Source organism: Rhodothermales bacterium, assembly GCA_040221055.1.
Classification (GTDB): domain Bacteria; phylum Bacteroidota; class Rhodothermia; order Rhodothermales; family UBA10348; genus 1-14-0-65-60-17.
In genome coordinates, this window is the sequence record JAVJVN010000020.1 from 61048 (window position 1) to 81870 (window position 20823).

The window sequence follows — 20823 nt, forward strand, 5'->3', positions numbered from 1 at the left end:
CCCAATCACCTGCTTTCCTGTCCCGCCATGTCCCTCCGCTCCACGCCTCACGTGCTGGCCATGCTGTTGCTGGCCACCATGGTCGGTTCGACCATCACCCCGCTTGCCCACGCCCAACAGAAACGCGCCCTCGATCACGACGACGTGAATGCATGGAACCGGATTACCACGCGGACCCTTTCCGATGACGGGCAATGGATGGCATGGGTCGCCGGTCCAGCCGAGGGCGACCAGACCGTGCACCTCTCTTCGGTCGATGGACGGCGCACGCTGCAGATTCCCCGGGGCACGACGCCCCGGTTCAGCGGCGATCTGAACTGGCTCGTGGTCCGTGTGGAGGCACCCTTCGATTCCACACGCCAAGCACGACTCGATAAAAAGAAGGACGATGAGATGCCACCGGATTCGATCGTCGCCGTCAACCTGCGTACGTTGGCGGTTGCCGCTCTCGGCTCCGCATCGGAATTCAAGGTGCCGGCCGATGCCAGCAGTCTGGTTGCCTGGAAAGTGGCGGCGGCCCATGCCGTGGAGGATTCCAGCAAGGCCGATTCCACACTGGCAAAAGAACTGCGCGACAAACTCCCGAAGAAGCCGGAGGGCGGCACCCTTGTCATCCGGGACCTCGAGACCAACACCGAGACGCGTGTGGATCACGTGACCGGGTATGAATTCGCGCCGGACGGCACCCGACTGGTCCTGGCCACGCAGACCAACGACGGGGCCGGAGACGGCCTGCATGTCTGGGAAGCCGGTGCAACGGCCCCTGAGACCCTCCTGGACGGTGCGGGGCGCTATACCTCCATTACCTTCGGGGAACGCAGCGATCGGTTCGCCTTCCTGAGCGATCGGGACTCGTGGCCTGCCGAACTCCCGGTACAGGCGTTGTACGTAGTTGTGGACGGTGCACTCCGAACGGTGCCCGGCCATGCGCTTCCGGAGGGCTGGGGCATCAGCGAACACGGAAATGTCCGGTTCTCCCATTCCGGGGAGCGGTTGTTCTTCGGAACTGCCCCCCGGCCAGAGCCCGCACCCGACCAATCCCACCTGTTGGACAGTGAAAAGGTGGAAGTGGACGTGTGGGCCTGGACCGATCCCCTGCTGCAGCCCATGCAACTCGTACAGGCCAAAAGCGAGCGGGAGCGGACCTGGGATGCCGTGTATCATCTGGACGCCGACCAAGTGGTACAGCTGGCCCGTGAAGACATGCCCGACGTGACGGTTTCGGATCGTGGCGACGGCCGTTGGGCGCTGGGCGAGAGCAATCTCCCGTACCGGCAGGAAATTTCGTGGGAATCACCGGATTTCCGGGATGCCTGGATAGTCGACGTGGAAACCGGAGATCGGCGCACCGTGGTGTCGGGCCTCCAGGGCAATACATCCCTGAGTCCAACCGGTGCCTGGGTCTACTGGTGGGACGGGAATTCCAAGCATTGGATGGCCTTCAACTCCGCCGACGGATCCGTCACGAATCTGACGGAATCCATTCCCCATGACGTATCGGATTTCCAGCACGACTGGCCCATGTTGCCCAGCTCCGAGGGGGCGGCCGGCTGGACGGAGGGCGACCGCGCATTCCTCATCTATGACCCGTACGACATCTGGGCGGTCGACCCCGCCCAACCCGCCGCCCCCCGCAACCTCACCGAAGGCACGGGGCGCGACCGCTCCATCCGCTTCCGGGTGGTTGACCTGGATTCCGAGAACCCGTTCGTCGAGCCCGAATTGGTCCTGTCTGCCTTCAACTACGACACCAAGGAAAACGGCTGGTTCACCGACCGATTGGCAGGCGAAGCGCCACCCCGCGAACTTGTTTTCGGACCCTACGGATACAACCGACTCGACCGGGCGGATGACAACCCGGCGGTCGTGACCTATTCCCGTGAATCCTTCGAGGAATACCCGGAAGTCTGGACGGCCCGTCTCGACCTCTCCCGGGCCACACTTACTGGAACCCGTCAACTCAGCACGACGAATCCGCAGCAGGCAGACTTCACGTGGGGCTCCGCCCGACTGGTCGAGTGGACCTCCCTGGATGGGCAATCGCTGGACGGCATCCTGTACACCCCGGAAGGCTTCGATGCGTCGAAGACGTATCCCATGATGGTGTATTTCTACGAGAAGAGCTCTTCCGGACTGTTCAATTACTTTACCCCCAGCGCTTCGCGCGCCAGCATTGACCGGGCCTTCTACGTATCGCGCGGATACCTGCTCTTCGTACCGGACATTCCCTACAAGTTGGGCTACCCGGGAGAGAGTGCCATGAATGCCGTCATGCCGGGTGTCACATCGTTGATTGAGGCCGGTTTCGTGGATCGGGACCGGATCGGTGTACAGGGCCACTCCTGGGGAGGGTACCAGATTGCCTATATGGTAACTCAGACGAACTTGTTTGCCGCCGCCGAGGCCGGTGCTCCGGTCGTGAACATGACGAGCGCATATGGCGGCATCCGGTGGGCCTCGGGCATGTCCCGGATGTTCCAGTACGAACGGACGCAGAGCCGCATTGGCGGCACACTCTGGAATGCCCACCACCGTTACATTGCCAACTCACCGCTTTTCGAGGCCGACAAGGTGGAAACCCCGCTCCTGATGATGCACAACGATGCGGACGGCGCCGTCCCATGGTACCAGGGTATCGAGTATTTCGTGGCGCTGCGTCGTCTTGGCAAACCGGTCTGGATGCTGAACTACAACGACCAGGGGCACGGGCTCTCGAATCTCCACGATCAGCGTGACTGGTCCATCCGGATGCAGCAGTTCTTCGACCACTATCTGATGGATGCGCCTGCTCCGGTCTGGTTGGAGCGGGGCATTCCGGCCGTGGAAAAAGGACGAACGCTTGGTCTGGAACCGGCCGATGCCGTGTCCTCAGACCGGTATCGATGACGTGGAACGGCTGGTCAGGGGCGACTGTTTGACCCGACCGTCCCATCCAAGCGACATGCCCTCGGGCAGGTCCGCGTCGATGTCCGCATGCAGGGTGCCGTGGGTCATGTGGATGAACCACGTCTCCCGGGCCTCGATGCTGGACGCCAGCGCGATGGCCTCGGAGAAACTCAGGTGCATGGGGTGCGGATGTTCTCGAAGGGCATCGAGCACCAACAGATCCAGGTCTTCCAGCAGATGCCGGCTGGCGAACGGCACATCGCTTACATCCGTCAGATAGGCGAACGACCCGATCCGGTAGCCGAGGACGGGCAGCGTACCGTGCATGGCCGGAATGGGGATGATATCCACGGACGCCTCCGTACCGCTGCGTGACGTGACCGAAAAGGGGCCTTGGACGGCGTGCAGGGACAACCGTGCCACGCCCGGATAGGAGCCGTCCCGAAAGATGTAGGGATACATGTCCGTCAACGTTTGCACGGTATTCTCGACGGCGAAGCAGGGTATGGCAGCACGATTCCGGAAAAGCAGGGGGCGGAGATCGTCAAGCCCGGCGACATGATCGAAATGGTGATGTGTGATGAGCACCGCGTCCAAGTCATGGATCCCGTAACGAAGGGCCTGTGTCCGCAAATCCGGTCCCGCATCGATCAGGATCCGCAATCCGTTGGCTTCAACCAGACAACTGCACCGGAGTCGCCGATCCCTCGGATCGTCGGATCGGCACGTCGCACAGGCACATCCAATGACGGGTATGCCGGTCGAGGTGCCGGTACCGAGCAGGGTGACCTGTACGCTGTCGTCGCTCACTCGTCTTCCGTTTCGATTTCAACCACGTCGTTACGCGTCCAGGCATCTTCCAGTGCCTGGCGGACGACCGGACGGAGATAGACGGAGTCGACATCCAGATCGCGAAGGGCCTGGGCCAGGATGGCCAAGTGCACTTCAGGCGGATGCCGCCGGTTCAACATGAGGAAGGGCTCATCGTTGCGGATGCAGGGCCCGCCTCGGAAATTTCCTTTTTCCCGGCGGACGCGAAGCCCCAGCTGCTCCACGACGGTTTCCAGTTCTTTGACGATCTGCGCGGTCTTCATGGTCAGAATATCAGTCCCAGACGGATGCTGTGCACAATGCCCGCATAGTCAAAAGTATCCTGGGTCGCATCGGTCAACAGACGGGACGAACTCAGATTCCAATCCTGCCACCGGAAGCCCCATCCCACCATGAGACCGAATCCGTCCGACCAAGGCCCCAGTTGGAGCTCGGCATCCACGTCCAGGATGCGACTGGTACCTGTATCTCCACCGAAGGATCGTGCGGCAATGCCGAACATGGGCATGGCCCGAACGACGAACAGCGACGAGCGTGTCTCCCGTTGGACGCCCAATCCCGCGCCAATCGCGGCCACGGTAAACTCGAACGCATTGAAGGTACCGGTGTCGAGATCACGCGAGACCCGCCGGTAGGAAGTCTGTACCCCGAGAGGAACCAAGGGCTCCAGCGAACGCGGCGACCCTCCACGGCCGGACGAAAAAGGCCGGAACGATCCATACGCCAATAATCCGAACTCCGTGAAGGTGAGCTCCTCCCCTCCAGGCGAATCTTGCGTGCCCCGATGGAACCCGGCAAGGAACCCCGGCCGGGACAGCACCACGCCATACGCCGGATTGGTGAAACTGAAGTTGGCCTCCTGTGCGGAAGAACCCGTGTACTCGAACGACACGAAAGCCACGCCCACTCCTGCTGCCTGCGATGCCGAGCGCCCACCCCCATACGAGAGTTGTGCCCACGCATTCGTTTGCCCCAGCCATCCGAAGGCTACGAGAAGCAGGAGGTAGCGCATGTCACTTTACTGGATGCATTCAGGCCCCTGTGCTCCGTCCGCGACCACCACGGCCACGGCCGCGTCCTCCGCGACCACGTCCCCGGCCACGGGACTTGGATGCATCGGACGACGCATCGGCTTCCTGCTCAACGGGCGTCTCCGTACCGGTGTCCTTCCGTTCCGTTGGACGTTTCCGCTCTGCCGGTTGCTGCGGCGTGTCCGTCCGGATATCTTTTTCCGCAGATACCGGCGCTGCCTGTTCCGGCGCTGCCTGTTCCGGCGCTGCCTGCTCCTGTTTCTTCGGTGCACGACGGGAGCTTGGGCGCGGGGCATCGGGCGTTTCCGACGTCACGGTCCCCTCTGATGCATCGGAACGGGAGCGTCCACGGCCACGATTGTCGTCATCGCCGGAGCGTCCACGACCCCGACCGCGATTCCCGTTCTCGGACGAACGTCCCCGTTCAGGGGTCTCTTCCTCGGTGGACCGTCCCCGACCGTTGCTGTCATTGCCGGAGCGTCCACGTCCACGGTTTTCGTCGTTGCCGGAGCGTCCACGTCCACGGTTTTCGTCATCGCCTGAGCGCCCGCGTCCACGGTTTTCGTCGTCGCCGGAGCGCCCACGACCGCGGTTTTCGTCATCGCCTGAGCGCCCGCGTCCACGGTTTTCGTCGTCGCCTGAGCGCCCGCGTCCACGACCGCCACCGCGTGAACCGGAGCGGGAGCCTCCCCGGCCACGGCCTTCGGATGCGGAAGACGCATCAGAATCCGACGCCTCCTCTTTTCCATCACGGCGTTCCTTTGACGGCTCCCGACTCGATTGGGCATCCCGTTTCGACCGGGCATCCCGCTTTGGTTGGTCGTCCCGCTTCGATTCCGTATCTCTGCTGGAAGCGGATGATTTTGTCGGGGGCGCCTTCTTTTCCTTCGCCTCCGTGGACGCTTCTTCTCCCGATGCGGCGTCCAGGAAGCGGAAGTCCAATGGATCCATTCCGGAATCGGCAACGACACGGACGCGCAAGAGATGACGCAGGAACCACCGGGTCGTCTGATTGGGAATGCGCTTGTTCAGGAATGCGGCCGTAAAGGGATGGACCACCAATTTCAGGCCGGCCCGGCGTCCCGACGACAGATACGCCTCAATCCATTTTTCCATCTGGGCGAGGAGATCGTCCGGTGTCATACCCGCGCTCGAAGCAACGGGAGTCCGCGATTGGGACGAAGTCGACGAAGACGGAGACTCCGTACGTTCTGCCGGACGGTATTCCCTGCGTTGTCCCGGAGCCGAGTTGTCATCCTCCGGAAGCGAAAATGTCTTGGTGATGCTGGGTCGCAAACGCTGACGCGTAATCTGCATGAGCCCGAAATCACTCATGGGCAGGACCTTCGTGACGGCCCGATCCTTGCGGAATTCATTCCGGATTTCGTCGTAGACCTTCTTCCGGTTGCGCTCATGGCGCATGTCGATGAAATCGACCACGATGATCCCGCCGAGATCCCGCAGCCGGACCTGTTGTGCAATGACATGCGCGGCCTCGACGTTCACCTTCAGCGAGCTGTCCTCCTGCGACATGCCGCGCCCCGAGCGACCGGAGTTCACGTCCACGACGTGCATGGCTTCGGTCTGCTCAATGAACAGGTACCCACCGGAAGGCAGGTTCACCCTGCTCTCGAACGCCTCCTCCACTTGTTTGTCTATCCCCGCCGACTTGAAGACGGGATCGCTGCCAGTATATTCGTGCACGGCATCTGCCATTTGTGGCGCTATCGCCTGTACGTAACCTTTGATGTTCTTGAACGTGCGGTGATCATCGATCAGAATGCGATCGTAATCATCGGTGAACAGGTCACGCATGATGGAGGACGCCATGTTCACGTCAACATGGAGTTCAGCCGGTGCTTTCGGCTTCTTGGAAAGTTTGGATTCGATTTTCCGCCACTTGTCGAGCAGCAGGTTCAGATCGGTATCGAGCGACTTCGCATTCTTGCCGGACGCGACGGTACGGACAATGACTCCGAATCCTTCCGGCAGCAGGCTGTTGGCCAGTGCCCGAAGACGACGACGCTCCTTGAAGGACTGGATTTTCTTGGACACCGCCACATAGTCGGCCATGGGAACCAGCACCAGGAATCGTCCCGCCAACGAAATGTCCGTCGTCACACGACTGCCTTTGTTGGCAATGGGCTCCTTGCTGATCTTGACCAGGATCTTCTGATCCTTTTTCAGATAGGTGGTCGGATCCACCGGAGGAGCATCCCGTTCATCCTGACCCTGGTCCCGTCCGCGTCCTTTCGCGTGCTGCCGTTTCATGGCAGAACGTCGCTTGTCGGTCCGGTCCTTGTCGGCAACGTGCTTGTGGCGGCTGGCCTCGCCTTCTCCCCGCGATCCGCCCTGGTGTCCACTCGGACGACGACGGTTCTTCCGTGTCGGACGCGTGACGTAGTCGACTTTGAACTGCCCGATGGCCGGAGTGTCGCTCTCGACAAACTCGAGCCAATCGGTGACGTTCTCTACAAGATCAGAGAAGTGGAGGAAGGCATCCTGTTTCTGGCCGATATCCACAAAGGCGGCCTGGATGCTGGGCATGATGCGGCGAACGCGGGCAAGAAAGATGTTGCCAATGGTTCGCTCATGCTCCTGGTTTTCGATAAACAGCTCCGCAAGATCGCCATTCTCCACAATGGCGATTCGGGTCTGTTTCCCGCTGTTGATGATGATTTCCTTGGACATGAATGGTCGGTGTACGGACCGCGGTCGCCTGGAATAACTGCAGGGGATACGCGCCGTCCGGCATACGTGATAAACTCCGTGAAAGGCCGCGAAGCATCCTGCCGGTCAAGCGACGGCTCGGATCGACGCGCACTCGTCATCCATGTGGACACAGCACTCCGGACCACGCGGCAGAACATGCCGAGCAGGATCATCGGTGTCAGGAACCGACCGATGGAGATGCGATGTGGGATGGGGGCCTTCATATAAGCCTTACCCCGAAATGGATGGGGCGAGTGGTTGGAGACAAAACGAACGTCTCCGAAACAACTGGTCGGCATGTAAATCGTCACACCCCCGGAATGATCCCGGCACGGCCGCTCTCCGGTCATTAAAATTCAGGGACATCACCATGCCATCCTGAACCATGCCGGAACCTTCCACCGCCCGCGGACTCGAGGGCGTCATTGCCCTGGAGTCGTCCATATGCCACATTGACGGACAGCAAGGCGAGCTCGTTTACGCGGGATATGACATTGCCGACCTTGCCGCGAATTGCACGTTCGAGGAGGTCGCTTGGCTGCTTTGGACCGGGGCTCTGCCCACGCCGGCCCAGCTGGCCGACCTGAACCGGCAGCTGTGCGCTGAGCGGGCCCTCCCGCCGATGGTCCTGGAATTGCTGGCCGCCACGCCCGAGGACGCCAACCCGATGGCCGTGCTCCGGACGGCGGTCTCCATGCTCGCCCTGTTCGATGGCGAAGCGGAGGACATGTCCAGGGAGGCCAACCTGCGCAAGTCCATCCGGTTGACGGCACGCATCCCGACCATCCTTGCCGCTTTCGACCGGCGGCGGAACGGCCGCATGCCCATTCGTCCGTTGTCCACCGGTTCCACGGCCGCGAACTTCCTGTACATGCTGTCGGGGGCCGAGCCCGGTGCGGCCGCCGAGCGCACGTTCGACGCGTGCCTCATCCTGCATGCCGAGCACGGCTTGAATGCATCCACCTTCGCGGGACGGGTGATTGCCGCCACCCTGTCGGACATCTACTCCGCGATTTCCGGTGCCATCGGCGGCCTCAAAGGGCCCCTCCACGGCGGAGCCAACATCAAGGTCATGGAAATGCTGGAGGACATGGACCGCTCGGGGGCCGACCCCGCGACCGACGTCCGTGCGCGCCTCGCCCGGAAGGAACGGATCATGGGCTTTGGACACCGCGTGTACAAAACGGTCGACCCCCGAGCGACCATCCTCAAGGCCATGGTGGACGAGATGAGTGCCGAGCGCGGAACGCGCAAATGGTTCGACATGAGCGTCGCCATCATGGACGTCATGGCGGAGGAAAAGGGCCTGTACCCGAATGTGGACTTTTTCAGCGCATCGGTTTACGGCACCCTGGACATCCCGACCGATCTCTTTACGCCCGTGTTCGCCATGGCCCGGATTACCGGGTGGACGGCGCATCTGCTGGAACAATGGCATGACAACCGGCTCATCCGGCCGCGGGCGGCCTACACCGGGCCCCGGGGACTCACGACGGGACGCGCAACGGTCGGATCTTCGTGAACACCCGTTGACTTCGCCCGGGGCGTTGGGCGGCTTGCACATCCGTTTGTACATTGACGTGCGATCAACCGACCCATTATCATGAGCTCCAATTCTTCCTGGCTGACATCCCCTGTCCTCAAGAAAGTGGTAACGGGCGTAACCGGCCTGGGGCTGACGATCTTCGTGCTTCTGCACATGATCGGCAACCTGTCCATGTTCGCGGGTAACGACGCCTACAATCTGTACACGTACAAACTGACCTCACTCGGTCCGCTGCTCTATGCCGTCGAACTGGGCCTGGTCCTGTTTTTCGGTTTCCACATCGTGGTCGGCGTCCGGATTGCCCTCGGCAAGCGACGCGCCCGGTCGAAAGGATACGCGGTCTACAAGAGTGCCGGACGGCCCAGCATGCAGTCGGTATCCTCCCGATCCATGATCGTGACCGGGATCATCCTGTTCGTCTTCCTGATTTTCCACGTCATCACGTTCAAGTTCGGCCCCGGAGGCCCGGGTAATGCCAGTGAGGCCTACCTGACCATCATTGGTGGCGTCGAAATGCGCGACCTTGCGAAGCTGGTCCGCGAGAAGTTCGCCTCCCCGCTCTACACCTTCGGCTACACGGCCATCATGCTGCTCCTTCTGGTCCACCTGCGCCACGGGGTCTGGAGCGCGCTCCAGTCCCTGGGAGCCATTCGACCGTCGGCGTCGCCCCTCATCTATACCATCGGGGGCCTCATCGGAGCCGGCATTGCCGTGGGATTCGTGGTCATGCCGCTCGCTCTTTACTTCGGGTTGATATAAAACCGTTCCACCATGCTTGATTCCAAGATTCCTGCCGGCCCACTGACGGAAAAGTGGGACAATTACAAGAACAGCTGCAAGCTGGTCAACCCGGCCAACAAGCGGAAGCACACGGTCCTGGTGGTCGGCACGGGTCTGGCCGGGGGATCGGCCGCCGCGTCGCTGGCGGAGCTCGGATACAACGTGAAGAGCTTCTGCATCCAGGATTCTCCGCGCCGCGCCCACTCGATTGCCGCACAGGGTGGAATAAACGCTGCCAAGAACTACCCCAACGACGGTGACACCGTCTGGCGCCTTTTCTACGACACCATCAAGGGAGGCGACTATCGGTCCCGGGAAGCGAATGTGTACCGGCTCGCCCAGGTGGCCAACAACATCATTGACCAGGCCGTCGCCCAGGGCGTACCCTTCGCACGGGAATACGGCGGGCTGCTTTCGAACCGTTCCTTCGGTGGCGCCCAGGTATCCCGGACCTTCTACGCCCGGGGACAGACCGGACAGCAGTTGCTGTTGGGCGCGTACCAGGCCATGAGCCGCCAGATCGGTCTGGGCAACATCGAAATGTTTCCCCGCCAGGAAATGCTGGACCTCGTCGTTGTCGACGGCAAGGCGCGTGGTATCATCACCCGCAACCTGGTCACCGGGCAATTGGAGCGCCACATGGCGGATGCGGTCTTGCTGTGTACGGGCGGCTACGGCAACGTGTACTACCTCTCCACGAATGCCAAGAACTCCAATGTGACGGCGGCCTGGCGTGCCCACAAACGGGGCGCCCAGTTCGCCAACCCCTGCTACACGCAGATCCACCCAACGTGCATCCCGGTTTCCGGCGACTATCAGTCCAAGCTCACGCTCATGAGTGAGAGCTTGCGGAACGACGGCCGGGTATGGGTTCCCAAGACGCCCGGTGACACAAGGAAACCGAAGGACATTCCGGAGTCCGAGCGGGACTACTACCTGGAACGTCGTTACCCGAGCTTCGGCAACCTCGTGCCGCGGGATGTAGCATCGCGGAATGCCAAGGCGGTCTGCGATGACGGTCGCGGGGTCGGTGAGACCAAGTTGGCCGTCTACCTGGACTTCGCCGATGCCATCAACCGGCTCGGCCGCGATGCCATCGAGGCCCGCTACGGCAACCTGTTTGAAATGTACGAGCGGATTACGGGGGACAACCCGTACGAAACGCCCATGCGGATTTATCCTGCCGTGCATTACACCATGGGCGGCCTGTGGGTCGACTACGAACTCCAGAGCACCATCCCGGGGCTGTTCGTACTCGGCGAGGCCAACTTCTCCGACCATGGCGCAAACCGGCTCGGCGCATCGGCCCTCATGCAGGGCCTGTCTGACGGCTACTTCGTCATTCCCTACACGCTCGGCAATTATCTGGCCGGCGAGTCCGTCGCATCCATCACGATTGAGCACGAGGCCTTCAAGGAAGCCGAAGCGGCCTCCCGCGAGCGCATCGAACGTCTCTTCAAACCGAAGGGTACCAAGACCGTGGTCGAATTCCACCGCGAGCTGGGTCGCATCATGTGGGATCACGTGGGCATGTCGCGGACGAAGGAAGGATTGCAGACCGCCATCACGGAAATCCAGTCACTCCGGGACGAATTCTGGCAGAACCTGCTCGTACCCGGGGAGGCCAACATGTACAACAAGTATCTCGAATTCGCGGGACGGGTAGCCGATTTCATGGAGCTCGGCGAACTCATGGCCCGCGATGCGCTGGAGCGGGAAGAATCCTGCGGCGGCCACTTCCGCGAGGAGTACCAGTCTCCGGAAGGGGAGGCCATGCGCGATGACGATCAGTTCACGCACGTCGCATCGTGGGAATGGAAGCCCGATGGGAACCATGTCCGCCACACCGAGCCGCTCGAGTTCGAAAACGTCCATCTGACCACTCGCAGTTACAAGTAGCATCATGAAGATCAAACTGAAGGTATGGCGCCAGACGGGTCCCACCGCTCCGGGACAGTTCGAGACCTATGAAGTCCCGGATGCGAACCCGCACATGTCGTTCCTGGAACTGCTGGACGTGTTGAACGAGCAGCTCATGAAGGAAGGCAAGGATCCCGTGGAGTTCGACTACGACTGCCGGGAGGGCATCTGCGGCTCCTGTGGCGTAGTCGTCGACGGAACGGCCCACGGCCCCCAGCAGCGAACGGCTTGTTGCCAGTTGCACATGCGCCACTACCAGGACGGCGACACGATCGTGGTCGAACCATGGCGCGCCGATGCGTTTCCCATCATCAAGGACCTGGTCGTGGACCGCGCGGCGTTCGACCGGATTATCCAGGCAGGCGGGTACGTATCGGTGAATACCGGCAACGCCCCCGATGCCAACGCCATCCTCGTCGACAAGCATGACGCCGACCTGGCCATGGACTACGCCACCTGCATTGGATGTGGCGCGTGTGTGGCGGCGTGCCCGAATGCCTCGGCGTCGCTGTTCACGGCGGCCAAGATTTCCCACCTGGCCCTGCTGCCCCAGGGCGATCCGGAGCGGGCCACACGTACGCGTGCCATGGTTGACCAGATGGCCGCAGAGGGGTTCGGGGATTGCTCCAACCACGCCGAGTGCGAGGCCGTCTGTCCGAAGGGCATTTCGATTTCGGCCATCGCCCGGATGCGGCGTGAGTACGTGAAGGCGCTGGGCCGTTAGCGTCGGCTGTGCAGGTTCCGCTCAGCCCGTCTCGACGGCGGACAGGGACTGCAGGATGGACTGGAAGATGCGTGCGCCATCCGGTGTGCCCAGGATGGCTTCCGAGCTGCGCTCGGGATGCGGCATCATGCCCAGCACGTTTCCTTCCCGGTTGACAATGCCGGCAATGTCATTCATGCTGCCGTTCGGATTGGCATCGCCTCCGACAACCCCGTCGGGAGAGGCGTAGCGGAAAACGACCTGTCCGTTGGCTTCCAATTCCGCCAGCACATCCGGATGGGCAATGTAGTTGCCTTCGCCGTGTGCAATGGGTACACGCAGCACCTCCCCTTCCGCCAGCGCCGACGTAAATGGCGTGCCCGGGTTTTCCGTCCGCACGTACACGTCCTTGCAGGCAAAACGAAGCGAGGCATTCCGGGTGAGTGCGCCCGGCAGCAAATGGGCTTCACACAGGATCTGGAAGCCGTTGCAGATGCCCATGACCAGGCCGCCATCGTTCGCAAACCGGATTACATCCTTCATGACGGGCGAAAACCGGGCAATTGATCCGCTTCTCAGGTAGTCCCCGTAAGAAAAACCACCGGGCACGATGACCAGGTCGACGTCTCCGATGGACGCCTCCTTGTGCCAGATGAACCGTGCGTCCTGCCCCATGACATGTTTGGCCACGTGGTAGGCATCGTGGTCACAATTGGAGCCGGGAAATACGAGGATTCCTATGTTCGCGGACATGGCATACAGGGTTGGCGGACTATAAAATAGGTCACACGGATGGCGAAAGCGATCTTGCGAATCCGGGCAGCGGGTGTCCCGTATTTGTTGCGTGTGAGCGCGAACGTCCGGGCGTCCCCGGCGTACCTCGCACAATGAACGAACGTTCCAATCCGTTGTATCCGCGACATGATCCCCAAGGAACTCTTCCGAAAAATCAGACAGATCGAAATCCGTACGAAGGGTCTTGTGAGCAACATCTTCGGCGGGGAGTACCATTCCGCATTCAAGGGACAGGGCATGGAGTTCGCCGAGGTCAGACCATACCAGTTCGGTGATGACATCCGGAGCATTGACTGGAACGTGAGCGCCCGCTACGACGAGACCTTCGTCAAGATCTTCGAGGAGGAGCGTGAGCAGACGGTCATGCTCGCGGTGGACGTGTCCGGCTCGGGTGATTTCGGGTCGGCGGACCTGCTCAAACGGGAGATGGCGGCGGAAATATGCGCCGTCGTCGCGTTCAGTGCCATCCAGAACAACGACAAGGTGGGCCTGCTCTTGTTCTCGGATACGGTCGAATTGTTCGTTCCACCGAAGAAGGGCCGCAAGCACGTATTGCGGATTATCCGGGACCTGTTCGCCCACCAGCCCCTGTCGCGGGGCACCGGCATTTCCGTGGCCTTGAACCACCTGCTACACGTCCTGCATCGTCGTTCCATCGTCATGCTGGTCAGCGACTTCATGGATGACGGATACGAACAGGCCTTGCGTGCCCTGGCGCGGCGCCACGACACCATCGCCGTCCATATGATTGATCCGCTCGAGCGGGATCTCCCGGATGTGGGCCTGGTCGATTTCGTGGATCCGGAATCCGGACAGACCGTGACCATCGACTCCGGCAACACATCGGTCCGGGATGCCTTTTTCACTGCGGGACTCCAATCCGATCGCACCACCGGGCAACTGCTCCGCCGGGTGAAAGTGGATCGTATTCCCATCCACACCGACGAGGGGTATGTCGATCCCCTGGTACGATTCTTCAAGAAAAGGCATCGGGCAGGATGATTCGATCCACCATATCCCGACTCGCCCTGCTGGCCGGGCTCCTGCTGCCGAATGCGGTAAGGGCCCAACAAACCGAAGCCTACGTATCGGTCGATTCGACGCGTATTGGTGACCGCTTCGAACTCACCGTGGTCATTGGCCATGACGGTTCGCGATCTCCGGTCTTCCCGCATCATCTGATTCCCGATTCCCTCCGGTCGATGGCCCATTTCGCGCTCGGGGACTTCGAGATCCTGGACGTGCGGAAAGAGGGCGGCCGTCCATACGGAAACTCCGGTCGCCTGGACAGTGTGGTGTATGAGGCCACCACGTTTGCGATCGATACGGCTCGGGTGTCGGGTATTCCGGTGGGACTCGCGCGTTCGACCGATACGCCGTCAGACGGGCTTGCGACACCGGCCGATACGCTCCGATTCGCCAGCCAGCCGCTCTTCCTTCCGGTCGTTTCTCTCCTGGAGCCAACCACTGAGGACATCCGCGACATTACGGAGGTCGCGGAATTCCCTCGATCATGGTGGCCGTGGGTCCTGCTGGGCCTGGTTCTGGCAGCCGCTATCGCAGCCTGGTTCTGGTACCGGCTCCGGCAGGCCGATGACGTGGAAGCCGCTCCCGCTCCCCCCCCGGTGCCACCCGTGGATGTCGCTCTGGAGCGCCTGACGCGGCTTGAAGCCATCGACCTGCGGGCGCTGCCGGATGTAAAATCGTATTACGTGGAATTGGCCGATATCCTGCGCACCTATTTCGGGCAGCGCGCGAATGTGCCGGCGCTCGAGGCCACCACGCGGGAACTGGTTGATAAACTGACCCGGCTCCGGGCCGATCGCCCGGTTCCGCGGGCCCTTATCCGCGACCTGCACGACATCCTGGACCAGTCTGACCTGGTCAAGTTCGCCGATATCCAGCCCGTCGTTGACCGGACGCGCGCCATCTTACAGCAGACACGGGAGACCGTCGAGAAAACGGAAGCGGCGTACCGGGCCGCTGAACAGGTCGCGCAGGCCGAGCGGATCCGCGCCGCCGAACACGCCAATACACCGGCTGTCTCCGACTCCGCAACGTCCCCAGGCACTTCCCTGGACGCTGAATCCGCGGATTCCTCAGGTGCCTTCCCCACCGAAAGTCCTGTGAAGCCCACCGACTCTGCCAACCCGTACGCTCCAAAAAACCCGCACGCCTGATGGAATTCGCCCAACCCCTGTGGCTTGTCCTGTTGGTCCTCGTGCCGCTGATCCCCTTCCTGGGGCGGCGCCGGGCGCGGTTGCGTTTCAGCGCCACGGCGGCGGCCGGCGCCGCCCCTCCCACGCTCAAGAACCGCCTCCGTAACCTTCCGGTCCTCCTGCGCATGGCCGCGGTGACGTTCGGAATCCTGGCCTTGGCCCGACCCCAGGACCGCAATACCGTGCAGGAGCGCTATGCAGAGGGCGTCGACATCATGATGGTGCTCGACACGTCCACCTCCATGCGGGCCGAGGACTTTCGTCCGAACCGCTTCGAGGCGGCACGCCAGGTCGGGTCGGAGTTCATCTCCAACCGCATATCCGACCGGGTTGGACTGGTCGTGTTCGCGGCCAAGGCATTTACGCAAGCGCCGCTGACCCTGGACTATGATTTCCTGCTGAGCATGCTCGCCGAGGTCGAAATGGGCGTCATCGAGGATGGTACGGCCATAGGGACCGCACTTGCCATGGCGGTGAACCGGCTCAAGGAGAGTGAAGCGGAAAGCAAGGTCGTCATCCTGCTGACGGACGGACAGAACAACCGGGGCGAACTCAGCCCGGAGACCGCGGCGGAACTGGCGGAAACGTTCGGGATCCGGGTCTATGCCATCGGGGTCGGAACCCATGGCGAGGCTCCGTTCGTTGTCGACCATCCGTTTGCCGGGCGGCAACGGCGCATGGTGCCCGTCGATATCGATGAGGACATGTTGCGCGCCATATCGGAGCGCACGGGTGGACAGTATTTCCGGGCCACGAACAACGAAGGATTGCGACAGATCTATGAGGAGATCGGCGAACTGGAGAAGACCCGCGTGGAAGAGCGCACATATACCGATTTCCAGGAGCGTTATGCCGCCTTCCTGTTGCCTGGACTGCTGCTGCTCTTCATGGAAATCCTCTTGTCCAACACCGTGCTCAGGAGGTTTCCCTGATGATGGAATGGCTGCATCCTGAATGGTTCTGGACCCTGGTCTTCGTGCCGGTGGCAGCCGGACTTTTTGGCTTTGCTGCGTGGAAGCGACGTTCGCTGGTCGCTGCGTTCGGCAATCGCCAGCTGCTTGAGCGGCTGACGTCCGGCCTGAGTACCCGTCGGCGTCGCTGGAAAGCCGCGCTGCTTTCCGCTGGATTCGCACTGTTGGTCCTGGCGCTCATCGGCCCGCGGTTCGGGACGCAGATAAAGGAGGTGCAGCGTGAAGGCATTGATCTGGTCATCGCCCTCGACGTATCGGCGTCCATGATGGCCGAGGATGTGGCGCCCAACAGACTGGAACGTTCCCGGAATGAAATCAAACGCCTGCTCGGGACCCTCACCGGAGATCGCGTCGGCCTGGTCATCTTTGCCGGCGATGCGTTCATCCAGAGTCCGTTGACCACGGATTATGGTGCCCTGCGCCTGTTCCTGGATGTGGCTGACCCGTCACTCATACCCACACCCGGGACGGATTTCGGAAATGCCCTTCAGATGGCTCTTCGCGCATTTGAAGCACCGACCCGGATGGCTGACGACGGACCCCGGACGCGGGCGGTCCTGTTTGTATCGGACGGCGAGAACCACGTGGCCGATCTCGACGAAATCATTGCGCAGGCGCGAGAACAGAACGTCATCCTGTTCGCTGCAGGCGTCGGCGAAACCGAGGGCGTTCCCATTCCGGAATACCGGAATGGCCGTCAGGTTGACTTCAAGAAAGACCGGACGGGCACCGTGGTCACCACGCGCCTTGAGGAATCGGTCCTGCAGGACCTGTCCAGGGACGGGGGGTACTTCCGTATTGCCCGCACGTCCAGCTCGCTCGCCCGGTTCACGACGGCGCTGCAGGGACTCGAGCGGACCTCCTACGGCTCGGAGGAGTTCGAGGAGTACGACGAAAAATTCCAGTGGCCCCTCTTCCTGGGCCTGTTCCTTCTTTTCCTGGAGCGAATGATACCCGAGAGCAGGAAACCCCGAGAGACCCCATCCCCATGAGAATCCTGATCGTAGTGCTCGCCTTCCTGACGGCCTTCTCCGGCGATGATCCGAAGAAGAAGGGCCGGGAGGGCAACATTCTCTACGCGGCCGGTGAACTTACGGCCGCGGCCGACGCCTACCGGGCCGGAATCGCGGCCATCCAGGCCGACGGACCCGGTCCCGTGCATGCGGGCCTGCTCAACAACCTGGGTGCCGCACTGTTCAGGCAGGGAGATTTCGGAAGTGCTGTCGCGTCGTTCACCGGGTCGACCCATATGAGTACCGATGACGCATCTCGTGTGCGCGCCTTCTATAATGCCGGAAACGCGCTGACCAAGGCCGAGGAATTGGAGTCAGCGCTCGAAATGTATCGTCAGGCCCTCCTCCAGGACCCGTCCAACCTGGATGCCAAGTTCAACTATGAGTTCGTGAAGCGAAAGCTGCAGGAACAGCAGCAACAACAGCAGCAGAACCAGGACCAGAACCAGGACGACAAGGAACAACAGGAAAACGAAGGCGAGGGTGACGAGAACCAGGAGCAGACCGACGAACAGAACGAGGACCAGCAACAACAGCAGGATTCGGAGAACGCCGATCAGCAGAACCAGGATCAACCACAGGACCAGCAGCAGCAACAACAACAGGATCCGACCCAGATGAGCCCGGAAGAGGCCCAGCGCATTCTGGAAGCCCTGGAAAACGAGGAGGAGCAGCTGCTTCGCCAGGTCCAGAAAATGGATGCGCGCCCCCGGCGCGTGGAAAAGGATTGGTAGCCGCCGGGATGACCCGAACGATGCCCATGATTCGTCTGTCCATTCTCCTGTGCCTGCTCGCGGCGATGCAGGTTCGCCCGTCCCATGCCCAGGAGGTTTCCGTGCAGGCATCGGTGAATGCGACCGTAATCGGCACGGAAGAAGTCGTCACCTATACGTTGTCCGTGCAAGGCTCTGACGGTTCGGACGTGCAACCACCGGCGGCACCCGAATCGCGCGGCCTTGCCCTGGCACAGTCCACGCCCGGTACCCAGCGGAACGTATCCATTGTCAATGGGCGCGTTTCCCAGAGTTTCGGCTATACGTGGGCCTTCCGCCCGATCGGAGAAGGCCAGGCCCGCATTGAAGCCATGACCATCACGGTCGGCGACCGGACCTACCATACCGACCCCATTGAAATCGAGATCGTCCCCCAGTCCCAACGCCCCGCCCGCCCGCAACGCCGCGATCCGTTCTCCTCCCTGATGGCACCTGCCGATCCCGAACCGGAGCCGGAGCCGCCGTCCGACCGGGATATTTTCATCCGTGCCACACCCGCTTCGTCCACGGTATGGCAGAATGAGCAGCTCGTTATCCAGTACCGGCTGTACTTCCGGGAAGGAATCCAACTCCGGCAGAGCCGACTGACAGACAGCTGGGAAGCCGAGGGCTTCTGGCGCGAAGAAATGGACGTCGAAACACGCCCGATCCCCCAGACCGTCGTCGAGAACGGCCTCCGGTACAATGTGATCACCCTGAAGCGGGCGGCCGTATTTCCGGCACGGGCAGGTGACCTGAGCGTTGACCCCCTGCGCATTGAAAGTGAGGCCATGTTGCCGACCGAACGGCGTGACCCGTTCCAGAGTCTGTTTTCCATGCGATCCCGGTATACCCCGGTCGAATTGGCTTCGGGGGAAGTCCGGGTTGCCGCCCGTCCGCTTCCAGGCGGTGCCCCCGAGAGCTTCCAGGGCGTGGTCGGCAATTTTGTCCTGTCGGCCCGGACCGATCGCCAGCAAGTAGAGGTCGGATCGTCCATCCGCCTCACGGTGACGGTACGGGGTGATGGCAACCTGGCCACCCTTTCCGCTCCGCGCATCCATGTGCCGGCCGTGTTCGATACCTATGAGCCCGAGTCGTCCCTGGCCATTGATCGATCGGGGAATCGCCTGACCGGCAGCAAGACGTTCACGTATGTGCTGATTCCGCGGGCCAATGGATCCTATGAGATCCCTCCCGTCGAATTCTCGTGGTTCGACCCCGACGCCAATGTCTACCGGACGACGCAATCCGATCCCTTCCCCGTGACGGTCACGGGAACGGCCACCGTCCCGGATGTCGTAAGTGCCACCACGAACGGTCTGCCCGTGGACGACGTGGCGCCTCCATTCGTCCATGCAGCGAAGTGGGTACGGACGTCCTCCCCTCCCCTCCACCGGCGGACAGCGACGTGGATCATCCTGCTCCTTCCGGTACTGGCGTTCGGGGCCGGGTTGATCGTGGATCGCCAGCGGCGGCGACATGCGGATGCGCCATCCCTGTCCCGGGGCCGACGTGCCCACCCGCTATCCCGTCAGCACCTCAAACGCGCTACGGAACTCATGCATACCGATGACACGGCCGGGTATTTCGAGGAATTGGACCGCGCCGTCCTCGGGTTCATCGGCAACCGGCTGGACATCCCGGAACGCGGATTGACCCGGGCCCGTCTCGACGCCATCCTGGCTGAAAAAGGCATTCCAACCGGGACGCGCGAGCGACTCAGGGCCTTCCTGGACACGTGTGACCTGGGCCGGTACGCGCCCTCGGGAATGAACCATGAACGGAGGGAAGGGGCGCTGGACGACGCATCGGCCCTCATTCCGGACATTGACGAGCACCTTTCAGCATGACCAACCTTCAGCGCATGGGTCTTTTGGCCATCGTGGCTCTCCTGATGTTCTGCTCGTTCGACGTGCAGGCACAGGAATCGGCCGTTGCCCATTTCGACCGGGGAACCCAGGCCCTGCATGAAGGACGATTCCGGGACGCCATCGCCGCCTACGACGAGGCCCGATCGGAAGGCTACACGAGTGCCGAACTGCTGCACAATACCGGCGTCGCTTGGTATCGGCTGGATGATGTGGGTCGGGCTACCCTGTTCCTGGAACGTGCCCGTCTGCAGGCTCCGGAGGATGAGCGGATTCTGCACAGTCTTTCCATTGTACAGCGGCTGCAGCAAGACACCTTCTCCACGCTGCCCACTCCGTTCTGGATGCGGGCGCATCGTTGGATCCTGGATCGTGCGGGGCCGGGTGTATGGTTCGGGTTCGGCGCCGGCCTGCTGCTCCTGTGGGGCGGCGTCGCCGGCGCCCGGTTGCTGGCCCAGCGCACCCTGCCTCAGGGCCGACGTTTGGAGCGATGGGCGCTGATCATCGGACTGCCCGTGCTGGCGCTTGCCCTCTATTCGTCGGCCTTCCCTCCGTGGCCCGACCGCGCCATCGTTCTGGTCGAATCCGTCGCCCTCACGGAACAGGCAGCACCGGAAAGCACACCTGTCGAACAGCTCCATGCGGGAACGACCGTGCATGTACAGGCCCGGGGAGACGGCTGGGTTTTCGTGCGTCTGACGAACGGGGTCGGTGGATGGCTTCCCGACGACGCCATCGAGTCCGTCTGAGACGTATCTTCAGTGGCTCCTGTCCAACCTGAGCGAATCCCAGTCCA

At 61.9% G+C, this 20823-nt stretch carries 17 protein-coding genes; 12 read left to right on the top strand and 5 right to left on the bottom strand.

The window, feature by feature from the left end:
• Positions 1-27 precede the first annotated feature (27 nt).
• On the top strand, positions 28-2886 hold the full coding sequence (locus RIE53_12800; GenBank protein ID MEQ9105562.1) for a prolyl oligopeptidase family serine peptidase: 2859 nt from the start codon (positions 28-30) through the stop codon (positions 2884-2886).
• On the opposite strand, the gene RIE53_12805 is transcribed toward RIE53_12800, so the two are convergent.
• From RIE53_12805 to RIE53_12820, 4 genes are read right to left on the bottom strand one after another with little or no spacing between them, the layout of a single operon-like run.
• Complete coding sequence (locus RIE53_12805; protein MEQ9105563.1) at positions 2869-3696, bottom strand: MBL fold metallo-hydrolase; 828 nt, start codon at positions 3694-3696, stop codon at positions 2869-2871. The two genes, RIE53_12800 and RIE53_12805, sit on opposite strands and share 18 nt — an antisense overlap.
• Complete coding sequence (locus RIE53_12810) at positions 3693-3980, bottom strand: hypothetical protein (protein ID MEQ9105564.1); 288 nt, start codon at positions 3978-3980, stop codon at positions 3693-3695. The genes RIE53_12805 and RIE53_12810 overlap by 4 nt, the downstream gene beginning before the upstream one ends.
• A gap of 2 nt (positions 3981-3982) precedes the next feature.
• A complete protein-coding gene (locus tag RIE53_12815; GenBank protein ID MEQ9105565.1) occupies positions 3983-4729 on the bottom strand; it encodes a hypothetical protein in 747 nt (248 codons plus the stop codon).
• A gap of 19 nt (positions 4730-4748) precedes the next feature.
• Positions 4749-7439, bottom strand: a complete 2691-nt coding sequence (locus tag RIE53_12820) for an Rne/Rng family ribonuclease (protein MEQ9105566.1) — start codon at positions 7437-7439, stop codon at positions 4749-4751.
• 406 nt (positions 7440-7845) lie between these two features.
• Between RIE53_12820 and RIE53_12825 the strand changes: the two genes are divergently transcribed.
• The 4 genes from RIE53_12825 (at position 7846) to RIE53_12840 (ending at position 12430) form a co-directional block, all read left to right on the top strand.
• A complete protein-coding gene (locus tag RIE53_12825) occupies positions 7846-8982 on the top strand; it encodes a citrate synthase (GenBank protein ID MEQ9105567.1) in 1137 nt (378 codons plus the stop codon).
• A gap of 81 nt (positions 8983-9063) precedes the next feature.
• Positions 9064-9765: a succinate dehydrogenase cytochrome b subunit gene (locus RIE53_12830; protein MEQ9105568.1), complete on the top strand. Its 702-nt coding sequence runs from the start codon at positions 9064-9066 to the stop codon at positions 9763-9765.
• A 12-nt stretch (positions 9766-9777) separates the two neighbouring features.
• On the top strand, positions 9778-11685 hold the full coding sequence (locus RIE53_12835; protein MEQ9105569.1) for a fumarate reductase/succinate dehydrogenase flavoprotein subunit: 1908 nt from the start codon (positions 9778-9780) through the stop codon (positions 11683-11685).
• Positions 11686-11689: 4 nt separating this feature from the next.
• Positions 11690-12430, top strand: a complete 741-nt coding sequence (locus tag RIE53_12840; GenBank protein MEQ9105570.1) for a succinate dehydrogenase/fumarate reductase iron-sulfur subunit — start codon at positions 11690-11692, stop codon at positions 12428-12430.
• A 21-nt stretch (positions 12431-12451) separates the two neighbouring features.
• Here RIE53_12840 and purQ read toward each other — a convergent pair whose 3' ends face one another.
• Positions 12452-13162 carry a phosphoribosylformylglycinamidine synthase subunit PurQ gene (gene purQ, locus RIE53_12845; GenBank protein MEQ9105571.1) on the bottom strand — a complete coding sequence of 237 codons (711 nt, stop codon included), beginning with the start codon at positions 13160-13162 and terminating at the stop codon, positions 12452-12454.
• Between the two features lie 168 nt (positions 13163-13330).
• On the opposite strand from purQ, the gene RIE53_12850 reads away from it, so the two are divergent.
• Genes RIE53_12850 through RIE53_12880 form a run of 7 tightly spaced genes read left to right on the top strand, consistent with a single transcriptional unit; the run spans position 13331 to position 20776 of the window.
• Positions 13331-14206: a DUF58 domain-containing protein gene (locus tag RIE53_12850; protein MEQ9105572.1), complete on the top strand. Its 876-nt coding sequence runs from the start codon at positions 13331-13333 to the stop codon at positions 14204-14206.
• Positions 14203-15384 carry a hypothetical protein gene (locus tag RIE53_12855; GenBank protein MEQ9105573.1) on the top strand — a complete coding sequence of 394 codons (1182 nt, stop codon included), beginning with the start codon at positions 14203-14205 and terminating at the stop codon, positions 15382-15384. Before RIE53_12850 ends, RIE53_12855 begins: the two co-directional genes overlap by 4 nt.
• The gene (locus RIE53_12860) at positions 15384-16355 is read left to right on the top strand and encodes a VWA domain-containing protein (GenBank protein MEQ9105574.1); all 972 of its coding nucleotides are present in this window, start codon (positions 15384-15386) and stop codon (positions 16353-16355) included. Before RIE53_12855 ends, RIE53_12860 begins: the two co-directional genes overlap by 1 nt.
• Positions 16355-17386, top strand: a complete 1032-nt coding sequence (locus RIE53_12865) for a VWA domain-containing protein (protein ID MEQ9105575.1) — start codon at positions 16355-16357, stop codon at positions 17384-17386. The genes RIE53_12860 and RIE53_12865 overlap by 1 nt, the downstream gene beginning before the upstream one ends.
• Positions 17383-18141, top strand: a complete 759-nt coding sequence (locus RIE53_12870; protein ID MEQ9105576.1) for a hypothetical protein — start codon at positions 17383-17385, stop codon at positions 18139-18141. Before RIE53_12865 ends, RIE53_12870 begins: the two co-directional genes overlap by 4 nt.
• A 26-nt stretch (positions 18142-18167) precedes the next feature.
• Positions 18168-20009 carry a BatD family protein gene (locus RIE53_12875; GenBank protein ID MEQ9105577.1) on the top strand — a complete coding sequence of 614 codons (1842 nt, stop codon included), beginning with the start codon at positions 18168-18170 and terminating at the stop codon, positions 20007-20009.
• Entirely contained in the window at positions 20006-20776 is a 771-nt protein-coding gene (locus tag RIE53_12880) for a hypothetical protein (GenBank protein MEQ9105578.1), read from the top strand. The genes RIE53_12875 and RIE53_12880 overlap by 4 nt, the downstream gene beginning before the upstream one ends.
• Positions 20777-20823 lie beyond the last annotated feature (47 nt).